Below are 16,156 nucleotides of genomic sequence, written 5' to 3'. Positions count from 1 at the left end.
AGGAATAATCCTTACTATTATTTTTGTATCTTTCTAAATTTACGAACTAAAGTGAGTACTGTACCTGTAATAACCATCCATATTCCCATTGTTGTACTGTTAGTTGTACTGGCCCCCGTGTTGGGAAGTTCTTTATATATAGACTCTTTTTTATCGGATTTATTGTTGTTCGTTATATTACTGTTATTAGCAAGGCCATTAGCTTTTCCAGTGTCTTTATCTTTCACAAATACTTTTTGTATTGTATTTACCTCATTGCCTATGGAATCTCTGACACTATATATTATTTCAAAAGTACCAGATTTAGATGTATCTACAGTTCCTTCATACACTACTTTAGAAGTAAGGTCACCGCCCTCTTTATCAGTAGCTGACACTCCTATCATTGGATCGAATTGATCTCCTTTAGTAATTGTAGTTGTAGCAGGTACTTTTAGCATCGGCATTTCATTTTTCACTTCTTCTCTAGCTTCGACCGTTACAGTTTGTTTCGCAGTTACTTCATGACCTTTTGAATCTGTAACTTTGTACGTTAATATATATGTACCGGCTTTAGAGGCATCTACTTCACCTTCAATCTTTACTTTAGAAGTAAGATCGCCGTCTTCTTTATCAATAGCCAACACTTTTACCATTGGATCGAATGAATCTCCTACACGAATTGTCGCTACAGTAGGCACTGTTAATATAGGATTTAGATCTGATGCTTCTCCATTTTCTTCTACAATTACAGTCTGTGTTGCCGTTGCATTCCCTCCTTGAGAATCAATGACCGAGTATTCTACAATGTATTTACCTGGATTTGAAGTATCTACATCACCTTTATATTTTACTCTAATTGTTAAATCACCATCTTCTTTATCAGCAGCTTTTACATTTCTCATCGGGTCGAACGTATCACCGACATGTAGTGTAATTGTAGGTGGTACAGTTAATTCTGGGACTTGGTTTTCCTCAGTTTTTTCGTTTTCTTTCACTTCTCCATTAATTTTTGCTGCATCAAAAGCTTTTTGGACCGCTTCAACCTCAGTTGAATTTGCCCCATATATGTTTGTTGCAACTTTAAGACACGCTAATCTTAATTCAGAGAAATTAGAAGTCATGTTCAATTCATCAGTATTTGCATAATAGAAAATATCAAACATTTTATCTTCACCAATACCATTTACAGTTACACCGTTATGAGTGCCACCTTGTGCAATTAAATACGCGACTTTATTAATAATACTTGAGTTGAAATGAACGCCCTCATTATCCTCTCCGTTTAAATCACTGAATTTACTATAATCATCCGGATACGGTACTCCATCAAAAAATTTGACTGAAGATGGATTTTTCATATTACGGAGAACTGATCCACTTTGTTCTCCTATTGTCCAATTAAATTCGCCATTATTTATATATTTCTCAATAGCCGTTCCCATAATATCAGATAATGCCTCATTAATGGCTCCAGATTCCCCAAAAAATTCAAGATTAGATTCGCTAGATGTAACCGCATGTGTAAATTCATGGCCCGCTATGTCAAACGCTCTAACCATTGGATCACCATATATAAGCATACTAACATTATTAATATTAGCACTAAATGCATTCCCCCAATTTTTAGGATCATCTGTTTCTCCTGAATGCCATGCATGTACAACTGATACTACTTTTTTCCCCTTATTATCAAAACTATTACGCTTATATTTGTCTTTATAAAAATCATATACCTTTGTTGCTAAGAAATGAGCACTTACCGCCTTTGGTTCATTAAATGTTGTCGAAGTGCTAGTTGCTAATATACCAGGATAATATCTTTCTTCAAAATTAATATCTCTATAATTTACATCATAGGTCTCAATTCCTTGCCCTCTTGTATAATCAGCAAGCGCATATTTCCCATTACTTTGTTTAGAAATACCAAATGAGCGAGTTATACCTAAATCATCTTTTCCTGTTCCAGTTAATGAAATGGAATTATTTTTTTTACTCTCCTTTAAAGATTCAACATGCTCTTCACTTACTTTTAAATCTGATTCTTGTACCATGTTTTTCAACATATCACCATTTTGAGCATTCACTAAATAAGTTCCAGATACATAGTTTGGTGTTGCGGCTGCAAATGTAACTTGATATGCGTTAGTAGCCTGCCCATGATTTTCATCAACAAAAATAACTTCCTTAACTTCTGGCTCAGAAATAAATTTAATATCTTTCCCATACTTCGTATAAATATATTGTTTTGCTTCTTCTTTTGATAAATTAATAGGATTCTTTAAATCTTCTTTTGCTAAATTTTGTGCGCTATCTCCTGAAACGCTTTTAATAATACCCTTTTTATCTACATGAACAGTCAATTGGTGTCCATATACTTCTTTTCCTTCATATATTTGTTGCATACGCACAAGTGTAGTCCCATCATATGAACCACGTTTTTGAAGCACTTTGTAATCTACTCCTTTGTCTCCACTAACTTGTTTTGGAGACAAAGCATGCTCCGTCTTTTCCTTAAGTGCATCTTTGACTACATTCTCTGGCGTCTTTTGTGATGGTTGTGTAAGTTCACCTGTACGGAACGAATCCTCTTGAATATCAACTTGCATTTTACCCGTTTCCTCTGCATAACTTACTCCATATGGTGTTACGCTTGTTAAAGCTAATCCTGTTGTTAATGCAACTATAGCTATTTCTTTTTTATTTTTCATGTTATTTTCCTCGTATAACTTTCTAAAATATGAAACTGCTAAAATTTATACAATTTATTCCTATCATAAAAAGATGACTTCTGTAATTAACAAAAGTCATCCCTTCAATATGTAATATCCCTAATATATTTTCAATGCATAATTTCTATATAAAAAGAAAAAAGCATTCATTAACGAGCATTTTGTAATACTTTTATTAGGTCATTTATATTTTCAACTTTCTGCTGAAACTGATCAAATCTACTATGTAGCAATGAAGGATTTTTATCTTCAGTTGAAATAACTTTTTTTAATTCATTCTCTAATTTATCATATGTATCAAAGAAATTATCAAATTCTACACTTACAAGTTCTTCATTTTCTCGATAAAATCTTTTTGCTTCTATATAAGTCATGTATGATTTATTTAAAAATCCTAATGAAATTAAATATTTAGAAGTGTTTTCTTGATAAATAGCAATATCACATGCTATTTTAATATCAGAATAAGTCTTTTGAACGAAACAATGCAATTCAAAAACCTTAAACTTTAATACATTATTCATTTCATCCCCTCCCATCCTATCTATTCTACATAAAAAAAGGATATTATACAAAGTAAAATATCAATATAGTACAAAAATAAAAAGCGGAAGAATAATCCTTTCCGCTTTTTATAGCAATAAATACATTTCATATTGTGCTAATGTATTCTTTTCAAATCCATTTTTCTTTAAAAATCCTTCTAGTAAATTGTTATTTGGAAATCCAATTGATAAACTTGCTATATTCAATTCTTCACTTGCCCTAAGTAGTAAACTCGTTGCAATGCCAATATTTCTATAATTTTTGTCTACGAAAATAAAACTAATTTTACCTTGTTCATTTATACATATAGAACCATTCAATTCATTTCCTACATATGCACCGTAAAATGTATTATTTGTTTTTTCGATATAATCCATATCATTTTGCCAATTAATATGGAAATGTAACCATTTCTGAATTTCAACTTTAAAAGATGGGAATTCTAATTGTTTTACTTCAATTTCCTTACCGCCTTTACTTATTATTTTAGTCAAATCTTTTAAATTATAATAGGATAGATCGTACACTTTTTCATAGCCTAATTTATTATAAAAACGAATTGCTCGGTCATTGCCTACAATGACTTCAAGAAAAAGTTGCTTACACTCGTTTTGAAGCGCCTCTTCTTTATGTAGTTCAAATAACTTTTGACTCACACCAATACCACGGTAATTAGGATGAACCGCTAATGTTCCACAGCGCATTGTTTTTATGTTTTCATAATCCTTTATCCCACCAAGTATTACACCAATTGATTTGTCACCGTCTAAAGCAAGAAAAGAGTGCTCTAGCAAGTTACCTTCTGGTCCCAAAAATCTTTTTATAAAATCCTCTTTTGAAACTTCCATTTTTATGATGTAATCTGAAAATCCGTCCCTAAAAGCCTCATATACTAAATCTATACTCACTTCACTGCATCTTTTGTATTGAATCATATAAAATCTCCCCCACTTACTCCTGTTAAACTTAGCATTCAAATACATAAAATGTACTAGTTACATCGTAGTTTAATTTTAAATTCTACCACTTAATTTGAAATGAACGGACACTTCCCTACATACCTCTCACTATTAATTTGTTTTATAACAAATGGTGCAATATCCCCATTTTTTATTTTGATTCCTTGCATATCTACTAAACTTTCTTTTATTTTTCCAATGCCCTTCCCATCCATAACAAATGGTAATCTAACAATTGTCCAATCTACATCACTACTTTGAATAATTTGTAATTCTTTATATTTATCTTTCATCATTTTTGGTAAAAATACTTTAAACAAGTGGGCCCCTATTTTATTCACAATTCTCTTCTGATCTCCTACGACATTTACAGAACCACCAGAAATAAGAATATAACGCTTAATTTCAAATCCCTTCATTACTTTCAAAATATGTTTGGTTACTGTACTAAAAATGTAAGGTTCATTTTTCGGTTGACCTACCGCATTTATTACAGTTTGACAACCTTTAAGTAATTCGCATATTGCAAAAAAATCACGTGCATCCCCAATAATAACCTCTAAATTTTCATTAGTTATCGTCATATTATTAGAATTTCTCGTTAATATTTTTACTTGATATCCCTTTTCTAACGCTTCGTTCACAAGGAATTTTCCAGCTTTTCCATTCGCGCCCACAATAGCTATTTTATTTGTACTTTCCAATATTAAACCCCTCTTACTATCTATGATTTACTACATTAATCTCATACACACGTAAAAAAGCAATTAAATGCTCACATGCTCTTTCACATGCTAACATTTTAAATATTTTTTGTTCCTCTTTCGTTTTATCATTCGCTTGATCTGAAGCGGCTTTTAAACTTAGAAATGGTTTCTGGTTTATATGACACACATAAGCAAAAGCTGCCACTTCTTGATCAACTGCCAATGCTCCATATACAGTATGGAGTAAATATCTCATTTCCGAATTACGAATACGTTGATCTCCAGATAAGAATGTACCGAAGTGGATCGGGTCATAAGATCGTATTTTTTTTATTCTTCTTACAAGTGACTTTGTCGTTTCAATAGGTGCTGTTCTACCATTATATAAGTTAAAAACATCTTCGCCCGAACCAGCAGCAGTAACATCGTGTTGTATTGCGTTTAGTGCCACTACAATATGACCATTTTTTACCTTGTTTGATAGGCTTCCGCATATTCCTGTCATAAACAACTCATCAGGCTGAAATTCACTAATTAATAATTGAACACAACTAGCACAACTAACTTTCCCAACACCAGTTATAACTGAAATAATTTCCAGATCATTTATAGTATGAAAATGAAATTCCCAAGCTGCTCTTTTTTCAATGCGTTCACTTGGATAATATTGTTGCAAATAATTAAGTTCAGGTTCCCATGCGGCTACGATTGCAATACGTTTCATTACACGCTTCACTTCCCCCACTGTCATTTAAATAAGTTATCTATACTTTCTTGTTCATAATTTGGAATCCACTCTTTATATTTTTTATATAAATTTCGTATTGTTTCTTTATTCTTCGTAATTACTTCACATCCTCTATCATCGTACATAAACATGATAATATCTTTTGTTGCATTTATGAGAAGTACATCTGGATAAGAAATTTCTTTTTTACATCCAAGACGAGGATAAAGACCTGGAAAATCTTCATGATTCGCTGCTTGAATAGGCCGGTTTTACTTTATATCACTAGCGAAACATTTTAATGAAAATTGATATGTACAATACAAGTCAGATCCTTCATCTTAAAATAAAAATGGCATTGTTTCTTGCCTTATATGATACTTTAAATCTCTTTTCTGAATGAATCGTCTATATATAATTATTTTCTGTAGATTTTTCACATTTTCCTTTTTAAATCAATAAGCATTTGTTACTAAAAACACTTCATCTTCCTCTGAAAATATATCTTCAAATAAGTATTTATTATATGTATAAAGTTGAGAGAAGTATTCCATATTTAAATCGCGGGTTCCTTCTATATTTTGATATTTCCCTTTCCCGAAATCAAAATGCAAATGATTTTCCCACTGAGAGTATATGTATGGTCTTAATGTAACACCTGGAAATATTTAATTCGTATATCCTCTTAATTATATTTTCATATCCTTTCTACTCTACAATTTCTTTTAAATGCCAATATGCTTCTTCTAGCCACGGATGTATAACTTTCAATGTATCTTTTCTTTCCCATAAATATGAAATATATGCAAATGCAGCATGTTCCAACGATTTTTCCAATCCGTTTTTTACTTCTACTAAAAATGGTGGTGTCCCATTTTGATCCCATTCTATTTTATCGGAAACAAATAACACTAAATCCATCTTCTTTGCATGTTTACGCAGCGTGGTATGGCAACAGATTGCATTTAAAATCTCTTCATCTTTTACTTTAAATATCTCTTTTGCAATTACCCTCGACAATTTTTGATGAATAATCATCGGAAACTCTCGCTCTTCTTCTATGATTTCAACTCCAAATTCTTCAGCAACTGCAATCCGCACATCATTTGGAAATATTGCACTAATATCATGTAAATATCCCGCGATCGCTGCTTTTTCTTCATCTCCATAAAACATTTCTGCAATTTTTCTCGCCTTATTTGCTACACGAATTGAATGTTTATATGTAAATTCGTGATTGTATTTTAATAAAAAATCTTTAATATCATTTTCTATTTTTCCAGTTGGAGAAAATGAATATATATCTTTATATAATATAGCAAATCCCCCTTAAAACTAACTTTCAATATAATATGTAATTTTAATATCCTTATGTTTTGTATTCGCTATGAATGTTTTAATCCCTTTTTAATACGTTACATGAAATTTTATGTGGAATCATTGCTACAAAATACATAAATGTTTGATATTATAGTAATGTTAATGATTTGTAAGGAAAGGAACTACATAATGAACAAAAACATATTAATTATTGATGATGATAAAGAAATTGTTGAATTACTTGCTGTTTATTTGCGAAATGAAGGCTATAACATTTATAAAGCATACGATGGCGACGAGGCATTGCAAATGATTTCTACATATGAAGTTGACCTTTTGATTTTGGATATTATGATGCCAAAACGAAATGGATTAGAAGTTTGCCAGGATGTTCGTGAGAATAACACTGTACCTATTCTTATGCTGAGTGCAAAAGCAGAAGATATGGATAAAATATTAGGTCTTATGACAGGTGCAGATGATTATATGATTAAACCATTCAATCCATTAGAATTAGTAGCTAGAGTGAAAGCTTTGCTACGAAGATCATCTTTCCAAAATACTACTTCTCAAAAGAATGAAGATGGCATTCTTCATATTCGTTCTGCTGAAATACACAAACATAATCATACTGTTAAAGTAAATGGAGAATATATTAAACTTACATCTATTGAATTTGATATTTTATATTTACTTGCGAGTAATACTGGAAGAGTATTTAGCTCCGAAGAAATTTTTGAACGTGTTTGGAATGAAGATGGTTATGGTTCAAATAAAACTGTAATGGTTCACATTAGTAATTTACGGGATAAACTTGAAACAGTAATGAATGGAGAGAAGTTTATTCATACTGTTTGGGGAGTAGGCTATAAAATTGAGAAATGAAGCATTTGATATATTAAAAGATATCCCTAAATGGAAGTTAATTTTTTGGTTCTCGTTAGCTATCATACTTACCCCTATAACTGAATTAATTATATATCGTCTTGTTACAAGTGTAATTGAAAGTTCACTTACGTTAAGCGAACTCGGAAAAGAATTCATTAGGATTTTTGGTTATGAAAAATATAAAGGAATAAAGGAATCTCTATGGATGATGATTGTCTCTTATTTATTTTTATTTTCTATTTTCTCATCCTACCTATACATTTTTTATCGTCATGAAAAAAAAATGTACTATGAAACTTGTATTAAAAAAATGATTGAAGAGATTCGTTATATTGCAAATGGAAACTTCAATCATAAGGTTTCTATCGTAAACCATAATCATCTAGAAGAGCTAGCGACTGGGGTTAATCAAATTATTGAACAATTGAAAGTCTCAATTGATGAAGAAAGACAGGCGGAACAAGCAAAAAGTGAACTTATTACAAATGTATCACATGATTTACGTACTCCTCTTACCTCTATAGTTGGATATGTGAATTTAATCCACCATGATAATTATAGAGATGAAGTGGAATTACGTCATTATATACAAGTCATTTACGATAAAGTAACCCGTCTTAATGCATTAATGAATGACTTGTTTGAATATACACGTGTTCAAAATAAAGAATTAAGTTTATATTCTGTCCCCATTGATATTGTAGAGCTACTTGGACAATTAACTGTTCAATTCCGCATACAAGTTCAAGAAGCAAATATAGAATGTCGACCTTCTTTCCCATCTCAAAAACTCATGGTATTAGCTGATGGTGACAAATTAGTGCGTGTGTTTGAAAATCTTATTATAAACGCTATCGCTTATGGAAACGATGGTGGATATATCGACCTTGCTGCCTATGAAAGTAATAATATGATTACTATAGATATAACAAATTACGGCCAACCTATTCCAAGTACCGATTTACCTCATATTTTTGAACGTTTTTATCGCGTTGAGAAATCGCGTTCTACAAACACTGGTGGATCTGGACTCGGATTAGCAATTGCAAAAAGTATTGTCGAATTGCATAAAGGAACAATCGAAGTATATAGTGATGATAAAAAAACAACTTTCACTGTAAAACTACAACCATATAAATGTTAATACAGCTTAATTTTAGGTCCAATTTCTTACCAAATAAGAAATTGGACCTTTTATTTTCCATTAACATCCAAAATTTAATAATACTTTATAATTCTTTAGAAATTCTTTACCTTTTCTTTCTCCCTAATTAAGCATTCCTTTTTACAATATTATTATTGATGTCATAATAGGAGGATCACTCATGCAATTCTTGAAAAAGTTCGCAATTTTATTGTTATCTTTTGTTATTACAGCACTTATCGTTTTATATTTTTACCTTTATGTAAATGGTCCAATTATTCAAGCTAAATCGGCTATTTTAATAGATGCTAATTCAGGTGAAGTTGTTTATAAAAAAAATGAAGAAACTCCTATACAATCAGCAACTTTGTCTAAATTAATGACAGAGTATATCGCACTGGAACAACTGAATGAAGGAAAAATACAATTAAATGAATTGGTAAAAATAAGTAATGAAGTTTTCCGAACTGAAACAAGTCCTATACAAGTAACTTTGAAAGATAAAACGACGGTTCGTGATTTACTTCATACAATCTTTTTAACAGGGAATAATCGTTCCACACTTGCCCTTGCAGAGCACATTGCTGGAAACGAAGATAACTTTACACATTTAATGAATGAAAAAGCAAAACAACTAAAGTTATTACAACCCTCTCCGTTTCTAAACGCTACTGGAATAAATAACGATACAAATAAACTATCAACTACAACAGCAATCGACGTTGCTAAACTAGCAAATCAATTAGTAACAGACTTTCCAGATGTACTGAACATTACAAAACTAACCTCTTATCAATTTACCTTCAAAGATTCAAAAGTTTTCAACACCAATAAGATGATATATTCCCTTAATAAAAACATTAAACTCCAAGGTGTTGACGGCTTACAAACTAGTTTCTCAACAAATGGTAATTATAGTTTTGTCAGTACAGCAAAACGAGGAGATATTAGACTTATTTCAGTGATATTAGATGCCGGTGAAGAAAACAGTACTTTTATTGAAACAAAAAAATTACTAGAGTACGGTTTTGACCCTTCCTCGTACTCTGCACTCCAAGCGTTTAAAGATGCTGTTATATCTTGGACAGTTTTGCTTCAGTTTAAAAATTTGATTATACAAACATTGTTGATTTTCTTTATTATTACAATTTTAATGTTTTTACATATACGTCAGAAAAAATCCGAGGATTTCAACTAGGAAATCTTCTTATATATAAAAAAGGGCTTGCATGTACAGTGCAAGCCCTTTTCTAAATCTACAGTCCTCTTCCAATTAAATTCCCTGAAATAGGCTGAAGGTTTAACTCTCTTGCCCATATAGATAGCTGACCAATATGGTGAATTTCATGCACAATTACATGTCTTAAAACCTCACCATATGTATATGTTTTATCTGTCCACGAAGCTTTTAATATTTTAACTTCTAAGTTAGCTGACCATACTTGTAAAAAATCTTCTAATTCTCGTTTATATAAATCAGATAACGCTTTCACTTTTTGGATTGATTGATACTCTTTAAACTGCGGTGCAGTATCTTCTTTTTCTTGAAGGGCATTAATCCAGCTATACTCAACATCTACAATATGAAATAATGTTTCTAAAATACTTCCAACACCACCAACACGCTTGCGGAGTAATTCTTCCTCAGAAACTTGCTCACACCACTTAAACCAATCGTCTCTTACTTGCCAATTGTATCGAAATAAAGTATACATAGTTATCTCTCCCCTACCTCAATAATCCACTTAACAGCATCTATTACACAATATGGCTCATCTTTTTGAATATAGTGGCCGCTTTGTTCTGCAATTACAAATTTATTATTGCTTGATAATCGTAATAATTCTTCTTGCAATTGTAACCACTTCATTTGTGCATCTGGTGAATAAAAAGCTTTTTTACCCGCAGCTAACACGGCAAGTGGAATATTTCTCATTGACTGACGATGTTTATCTACTTCACCTAGACTAAACATAAACTCTTCATAAGAACTTTCATATACAAACTGTTTATAGTAAGCTTCTTGAAAATCTGGAGACATGTTTCGCAAAAAATCTTCTTTATAATTTTCCGGTGTCGAATCAACCAAAACGATTCCCAACAAATTTTCGGGATAAAAAGTCGCAAATAAACGTGCATTTATACCACCAAAAGAATGTCCTACAAAAATATAAGGTGGTTTCAATTGTAATTGCTCTAAGCAACCTCTTAAATCTCTTACCATTTCAGAACTAATACGTCGCTTGGAACTCTTCTCACTTTTTCCTAATCCAGCTCGATCATATGTAAGTACCGTCCCAAATTCAGTCAGCTCTTCAGCAATATGCTCCCATGCCTTCAAATAATCTCCATAACCTGCTTCCATTATAATAACAGGTTGCAACTTCTTTCCTTGGAATACTTTTGAATACATTTTAAAATCATCAACTTGTACATATTCCTCTATACATTTAACCATTGGCGATCACTTCTCTCTGATTCAGTTCCTCTTCAATTTGATTAATTATTTCATCGACAGATAAAGATCCATCCAAAACAATATCTGAATTTGGCTTTACAGTATGAAGCGCCTCCAAATAGGCTTTTCTAGCATATGTTAAATAATGCTTTAAATCATTATGTATTTCACTCATTGTATCTTCATTAAAATCTCGCAAAATTCTTCTAGCCATTGCAATATCTAAAGGCGTATCGATAAATATGGTTACATCAATGAGTTGTCGCATTTCACTATTTAAGTATGCAAAAGGATAATCTACAATAATATAATCTACATGACTATCTCGTATAAGATGCTGAATATCCTTAATTAATGGTGTGAGTACCCATTTATCATAATTTGCTCCATCATCAATCCATTTACAAATATCAGCAGGACAGTTATCAAAGTTATAGCTATCAAAATATAGTGCTTTTGAATTTATTAACTTGTGAGTTAATCTTTCTGTAACAGTAGTTTTACCTCCTCCTGAAACAGCTGCAATTGTAATGATTTTCGTCTTTTTATTCATAATTTCCCACCAAACCCCTTTTAATTAACATAACATAATTATAGAAAACAATTATTTTTTAACGCTCCATTCATATTCTAACATACTCATTTCCCATAAATTCCAATACGTTTCCCCTACTTTTTTCGACTCTCTTAGTAAGCCTTCTTTTACAAATCCTATTTTTTCATAACATGAAATGGCCGACGTATTAAAATCATAAACACCTAGAGTTATCCTATGTAGTTTTAATTCTTCAAATGCAATATGTAGTACTGCCTTCATCATATGCTTTCCTATAGAACGTCCTCTCATTTTCGTATCACCAACTAGCACTTTTCCAATCCTTGCAGACTTATTTATATTGTCTATTGGCCCAAGTGAAATATGCCCCACAACTTCTTTACTCTCTTCATCTATTACTTTGAATGCAAGTGTATTTGTGCTTTTTATATATTTTTCTAATTGCTGTTCATTTAAAGGGTATGCAAATGCATTTCCTGACCATTGTATTAAAAACTCTTCGGAATCAATCCAATTTATTAATTGTTTGAAATCGGATCTTTTAAAGGGTTCTAATTTAATCAACTTCATTCTCCTTTCATACACCATTCTATATATCCTCAAACTTATTTCTATATATAGAATATATTCTCCTTTTATACGAAATTAAAATAAAGCCATTCATAAGAATGGCTTTACAAAAAACATAGCCTAATTATGCTATGTTTCCTATGTTAACAATGGTTCAATCGCTTCAATTTTACAAACTGAAATAATTACTGTAACTACCCCAGCACTATTAGCAAGCTTTACAACATCACAAGTGACTGAAGAAACAGTTCCTGCATAATTATTATTACTTCCTGTTGTAATGCGCACTGATCTGTTTACTAACTTTCTCAGTTCATCTCTAATTCCTTGTACACAGCAACAGTCACATGCCTTATTTTGCTCTTCATGTTCTTTTTTACACTCTTCAAAAACGTCCCAACAATCATCCTGTTTACATGAACACTGTTTACATGAACACTGTTTACATGAACACTTTTTTCTAGAATTACTATAACGATATCCCAAAATCTCACCCCCTAATCATTTCTATTAATATAGTATGTCCACTAGCTTCAAAGTGTACGAGGTAAAAGCATAGAAAGAAAAAAACAAACAATTGTACTATATATCCATTTCATTATTAATTATAAAAACAAACTTCTAATAATTAAGGGCTTGTTTAATAAGGTGACTTGGATTTTATCCTGCTGAATTTAATGGTTAGACACCACTTTCTCAAACAATTTTTTTATAAGCCACCCCTTAAAGAGGCACTAGATTTTCTTATCACTTCACATATACTTAGACTGTGTTTGCAGTAATATAGTATGTTTTTCCTTTCCAATTGTGAAGTATACATTCAGTAAAGCATACTCCAAAATAAGATATTATTTATAATCAGTACGTTTTCTTCAACAAGTGTTTATTGATCAATATCTTAACTAGTAGTTCTCACCACTATCTCTTGAAAATTAGCATAGTTTGAATGAATTTAATATCTAGTAGAAAGCACTCTATCATATAAAGGTAAAATAATAGGTTAATAAACAAGCCACTTTTTTATTAAAACATAGAATAATATGAATCCTATTGGAGGGAGGTATAAAAGAATGTCCTGGAAAAATGATTGCTGGAGTTCTAAGAAAAAGCATTGTTGTGATGATTGGTGGAAATCTAAAGAAAAGCATCATTGTGATGATGATTGGTGGAGTTCTAAAGAAAAGCATCATTGTGATGATGATTGGAATTCTAAACGAAATAAGTGTCGTTGTAAATGTTTCTTTATTTGTTGTCATTGTAAAAGAAATAATTGGTAACATTTTGAATGTCAACTTAGAGGAAAGAAAATGTCTTTTGGAACCGATAAATACTAGAATGTAATATATAAAAAGCTGACTGAATATAGTCAGCTTTTTGTATATTAACATGTAAAAATTTAAACAGACATATAAGCGGTCACTCTATGTCATCACTTTGTTATTGTAAATTAGTTTCTCTCCATTGAAGGGGCATGCCACAGTAGCGTATTTTGATAAAAACTATAAAACAAACATACTTAACACTAATAGTAGAATTTTTCTACTTCAAATTTACTTCTTCTCTCTTCTTTATTTATAAACATTAAAAAGGAGCTCTATTTAAATAGAGCTCCTTTTTAATTTTATAATTTACTAGACTGCAACCCTTGAATAAACGGAACTACTTCAGGATTTACAAGTGATGATAAATCACCTAATTCTTTTCCTAAGTAAGCAGCTTTAATGACGCGTCGCATTACTTTAGAATTCCTTGTTTTTGGTAAATCTTCTACAACGTGAATATCTTTTGGACATAATGCTTTTCCAATATGAGAGTTTACTAAACTCATTAATTCTTTCTTTAACTCTCCTGTAAATGTTACATTGTCCCTTAATACTACAAAACAATGACAAACTTCACCTTTTACATCATCAGGTACACCAATCGCGGCAGCTTCTATGACATCATTATGCTTCACAAGAATAGATTCATATTCAGCGGGTCCAATACGCTTTCCGGCAATGTTTAGCGTATCATCTGAGCGTCCTGTAATAATATATTGCTCACCATCATAAATCACCCAGTCACCATGAACCCATTTATTTTCAAAACGTGACCAATATGTGTTCACATAACGCTCATCGTCTTCCCAGAAGCTTTTCGTCATACCAACCCAAGGTTTCTCTAAACATAATTCTCCAACTTCATCACGAATTGGATTACCTTGATCATCGAGCACAACCGCTGCCATTCCTGGTAAAGAAGAGTTAAAACTAATCGGTGCAATTGGTTTAATAAGGACGTTTCCGAAAATTCCACCAGAAATTTCAGTACCGCCTGAATAGTTACAAATTGGTACATTACTTTTTCCAACTGTTTCAAATAGCCACATCCAAGGGTCTGGATTCCAAGGTTCACCTGTTGATGCGAATACTTCTAAACTCTTTAATGAATGTTTATTTACATACTCATCACCTTTTGCCATTAACGCACGAATTAATGTTGGTGATATACCGAGATGTGTAATTTCATATTTATCAACCGTCTCCCATAAACGATCTGCTTCTGGGAAGTCTGGAACACCTTCATACATAACCATCGTTGCTCCATTAATGAGAGAGCCGAATAGTAGAAATGGTCCCATCATCCATCCCATATCCGTTACCCATAATACGCGGTCACCTTGTTTGATATTCATTCCAAATCCTGCATCAAATGCAGCTTTCAAAGGGAAACCAGCATGTGTATGTACTGTTCCTTTTGGTTTCCCAGTTGTACCTGATGTATAAATGAGCATTAACGGATCATCACTCTTCATCTCTTCAGCATGTACAAATGGCTTTTCTTTTTCTAACGTACTCCATGAGAAATCATAATTATGCGGTGTAAATTCATTTCCTGCATGACGCACGATAACAACTTTTTCAACAGTTGGACAATGCTCACAAGCTTTATCTACTTCAGCTTTTAATGAAACGATCTTACCTCGGCGTGAAAAACCATCGGCAGTAATAATCATTTTAGCCCCTGCCGCTTGCACACGTGTCATGACTGCATCTGACGCAAATCCTGAGAATATTGGTGAAATAATTGCTCCGATTTTCATAACAGCTAGCATCGCAACAACTGTTTCTGGAATCATCGGCATATAAATTGTTACACGGTCACCTTTTTCAATACCCGCATGTTTCAATCCGTTTGCAACGCGACTTACCCAGCTATCAAGTTCTTCATATGTAAATGATTTTGAAGTTCCATTTTCCCCTTCATATTGAAGCGCTGGTTGCGTTCTTGTTTCATCATCTGCAAGCCAGCGTGATAAAACTGATTCTACAACGTTACATGTTCCGCCATTATACCACTGTGCAAACGGCGTACCATTTTCTAAATCTAGCACTTCTGTATAAGGTTTCATCCATTGATAGCCAACCGCTTTCTCAGCTTCTCCCCAAAACCAAGCTGTTTCTTCGATTGACTTATTATAAAACGTTTCATAATCTTCATAACTCAATGATTTCATCCAACCATATAAACGCGTTTTTTCTTTATACTCTTCTGTTGGAAACCAAACTGCTTGTTTCAATGTTTTCC

General features: G+C 32.1%; 16 protein-coding genes and 1 pseudogene. 4 read left to right on the top strand and 13 right to left on the bottom strand.

Translation table 11 applies throughout. The features are described from left to right. Positions 1–17: 17 nt before the first annotated feature. The 7 genes and pseudogenes from ACQVV1_RS01695 to yqeK all read right to left on the bottom strand — a co-directional run bounded on the left by ACQVV1_RS01695 (position 18) and on the right by yqeK (position 6,967). The gene (locus tag ACQVV1_RS01695; RefSeq protein ID WP_431168506.1) at positions 18–2,690 is read right to left on the bottom strand and encodes a M4 family metallopeptidase; all 2,673 of its coding nucleotides are present in this window, start codon (positions 2,688–2,690) and stop codon (positions 18–20) included. A 170-nt stretch (positions 2,691–2,860) separates the two neighbouring features. Further along, positions 2,861–3,235, bottom strand: coding sequence for a hypothetical protein (locus ACQVV1_RS01690; RefSeq protein WP_431168505.1), 375 nt, complete (start codon positions 3,233–3,235; stop codon positions 2,861–2,863). Between the two features lie 108 nt (positions 3,236–3,343). Then, complete coding sequence (locus ACQVV1_RS01685) at positions 3,344–4,192, bottom strand: GNAT family N-acetyltransferase (RefSeq protein ID WP_431168504.1); 849 nt, start codon at positions 4,190–4,192, stop codon at positions 3,344–3,346. A 92-nt stretch (positions 4,193–4,284) separates the two neighbouring features. Next, on the bottom strand, positions 4,285–4,920 hold the full coding sequence (locus ACQVV1_RS01680; protein ID WP_431168503.1) for an SDR family oxidoreductase: 636 nt from the start codon (positions 4,918–4,920) through the stop codon (positions 4,285–4,287). A gap of 16 nt (positions 4,921–4,936) precedes the next feature. Beyond that, entirely contained in the window at positions 4,937–5,674 is a 738-nt protein-coding gene (locus ACQVV1_RS01675) for a phosphorylase family protein (RefSeq protein WP_063224881.1), read from the bottom strand. After that, positions 5,671–6,318, bottom strand: a pseudogene (locus ACQVV1_RS01670) (DUF3885 domain-containing protein). The gene ACQVV1_RS01675 and the pseudogene ACQVV1_RS01670 overlap by 4 nt, the downstream one beginning before the upstream one ends. Positions 6,319–6,358: 40 nt before the next feature. Then, the gene (gene yqeK, locus ACQVV1_RS01665) at positions 6,359–6,967 is read right to left on the bottom strand and encodes a bis(5'-nucleosyl)-tetraphosphatase (symmetrical) YqeK (protein WP_431168621.1); all 609 of its coding nucleotides are present in this window, start codon (positions 6,965–6,967) and stop codon (positions 6,359–6,361) included. 192 nt (positions 6,968–7,159) lie between these two features. Here yqeK and ACQVV1_RS01660 point away from each other — a divergent pair, with 192 nt between their 5' ends. The 3 genes from ACQVV1_RS01660 (at position 7,160) to ACQVV1_RS01650 (ending at position 10,200) form a co-directional block, all read left to right on the top strand. After that, on the top strand, positions 7,160–7,855 hold the full coding sequence (locus tag ACQVV1_RS01660) for a response regulator transcription factor (RefSeq protein ID WP_242253274.1): 696 nt from the start codon (positions 7,160–7,162) through the stop codon (positions 7,853–7,855). Further along, positions 7,845–9,002, top strand: a complete 1,158-nt coding sequence (locus ACQVV1_RS01655) for a sensor histidine kinase (RefSeq protein ID WP_242253273.1) — start codon at positions 7,845–7,847, stop codon at positions 9,000–9,002. The genes ACQVV1_RS01660 and ACQVV1_RS01655 overlap by 11 nt, the downstream gene beginning before the upstream one ends. A gap of 181 nt (positions 9,003–9,183) precedes the next feature. Then, positions 9,184–10,200: a D-alanyl-D-alanine carboxypeptidase family protein gene (locus tag ACQVV1_RS01650; protein ID WP_431168502.1), complete on the top strand. Its 1,017-nt coding sequence runs from the start codon at positions 9,184–9,186 to the stop codon at positions 10,198–10,200. 58 nt (positions 10,201–10,258) lie between these two features. Here the strand turns inward: ACQVV1_RS01650 and ACQVV1_RS01645 are convergent, their stop codons facing one another. The 5 genes from ACQVV1_RS01645 to exsK form a co-directional block, all read right to left on the bottom strand. Beyond that, the gene (locus ACQVV1_RS01645; RefSeq protein ID WP_431168501.1) at positions 10,259–10,717 is read right to left on the bottom strand and encodes a DinB family protein; all 459 of its coding nucleotides are present in this window, start codon (positions 10,715–10,717) and stop codon (positions 10,259–10,261) included. Between the two features lie 2 nt (positions 10,718–10,719). After that, positions 10,720–11,460, bottom strand: coding sequence for an alpha/beta fold hydrolase (locus tag ACQVV1_RS01640; RefSeq protein ID WP_431168500.1), 741 nt, complete (start codon positions 11,458–11,460; stop codon positions 10,720–10,722). Next, the gene (locus ACQVV1_RS01635) at positions 11,453–12,013 is read right to left on the bottom strand and encodes a nucleoside/nucleotide kinase family protein (RefSeq protein ID WP_431168499.1); all 561 of its coding nucleotides are present in this window, start codon (positions 12,011–12,013) and stop codon (positions 11,453–11,455) included. Before ACQVV1_RS01635 ends, ACQVV1_RS01640 begins: the two co-directional genes overlap by 8 nt. A gap of 51 nt (positions 12,014–12,064) precedes the next feature. Next, entirely contained in the window at positions 12,065–12,604 is a 540-nt protein-coding gene (locus tag ACQVV1_RS01630; RefSeq protein ID WP_242253555.1) for a GNAT family N-acetyltransferase, read from the bottom strand. 120 nt (positions 12,605–12,724) lie between these two features. After that, positions 12,725–13,072, bottom strand: a complete 348-nt coding sequence (gene exsK, locus ACQVV1_RS01625) for an exosporium protein ExsK (RefSeq protein WP_242253266.1) — start codon at positions 13,070–13,072, stop codon at positions 12,725–12,727. A 564-nt stretch (positions 13,073–13,636) separates the two neighbouring features. On the opposite strand from exsK, the gene ACQVV1_RS01620 reads away from it, so the two are divergent. Further along, positions 13,637–13,927, top strand: a complete 291-nt coding sequence (locus ACQVV1_RS01620) for a hypothetical protein (protein ID WP_309260174.1) — start codon at positions 13,637–13,639, stop codon at positions 13,925–13,927. A gap of 280 nt (positions 13,928–14,207) precedes the next feature. Here ACQVV1_RS01620 and ACQVV1_RS01615 read toward each other — a convergent pair whose 3' ends face one another. Then, positions 14,208–16,148: an AMP-binding protein gene (locus ACQVV1_RS01615; protein ID WP_431168498.1), complete on the bottom strand. Its 1,941-nt coding sequence runs from the start codon at positions 16,146–16,148 to the stop codon at positions 14,208–14,210. Between the last annotated feature and the right edge of the window lie 8 nt (positions 16,149–16,156).

Source organism: Bacillus basilensis, assembly GCF_050630465.1.
Lineage (GTDB): Bacteria > Bacillota > Bacilli > Bacillales > Bacillaceae_G > Bacillus_A > Bacillus_A basilensis.
Note: the sequence above shows the minus strand (reverse complement) of the source record. Positions and strands in the feature narration are given on the sequence as shown.

Excerpts from the sequence above, each read along its gene's own strand:
- ACQVV1_RS01645 (WP_431168501.1), bottom strand. The coding sequence starts at position 10,717 with ATGTATACTTTATTTCGATACAATTGGCAAGTAAGAGACGATTGGTTT.
- ACQVV1_RS01630 (WP_242253555.1), bottom strand. The coding sequence starts at position 12,604 with ATGGTGTATGAAAGGAGAATGAAGTTGATTAAATTAGAACCCTTTAAA.
- ACQVV1_RS01675 (WP_063224881.1), bottom strand. The coding sequence starts at position 5,674 with ATGACAGTGGGGGAAGTGAAGCGTGTAATGAAACGTATTGCAATCGTA.
- ACQVV1_RS01635 (WP_431168499.1), bottom strand. The coding sequence starts at position 12,013 with ATGAATAAAAAGACGAAAATCATTACAATTGCAGCTGTTTCAGGAGGA.
- ACQVV1_RS01640 (WP_431168500.1), bottom strand. The coding sequence starts at position 11,460 with ATGGTTAAATGTATAGAGGAATATGTACAAGTTGATGATTTTAAAATG.
- ACQVV1_RS01660 (WP_242253274.1), top strand. The coding sequence starts at position 7,160 with ATGAACAAAAACATATTAATTATTGATGATGATAAAGAAATTGTTGAA.
- ACQVV1_RS01650 (WP_431168502.1), top strand. The coding sequence starts at position 9,184 with ATGCAATTCTTGAAAAAGTTCGCAATTTTATTGTTATCTTTTGTTATT.
- ACQVV1_RS01690 (WP_431168505.1), bottom strand. The coding sequence starts at position 3,235 with ATGAATAATGTATTAAAGTTTAAGGTTTTTGAATTGCATTGTTTCGTT.
- ACQVV1_RS01695 (WP_431168506.1), bottom strand. The coding sequence starts at position 2,690 with ATGAAAAATAAAAAAGAAATAGCTATAGTTGCATTAACAACAGGATTA.
- ACQVV1_RS01685 (WP_431168504.1), bottom strand. The coding sequence starts at position 4,192 with ATGATTCAATACAAAAGATGCAGTGAAGTGAGTATAGATTTAGTATAT.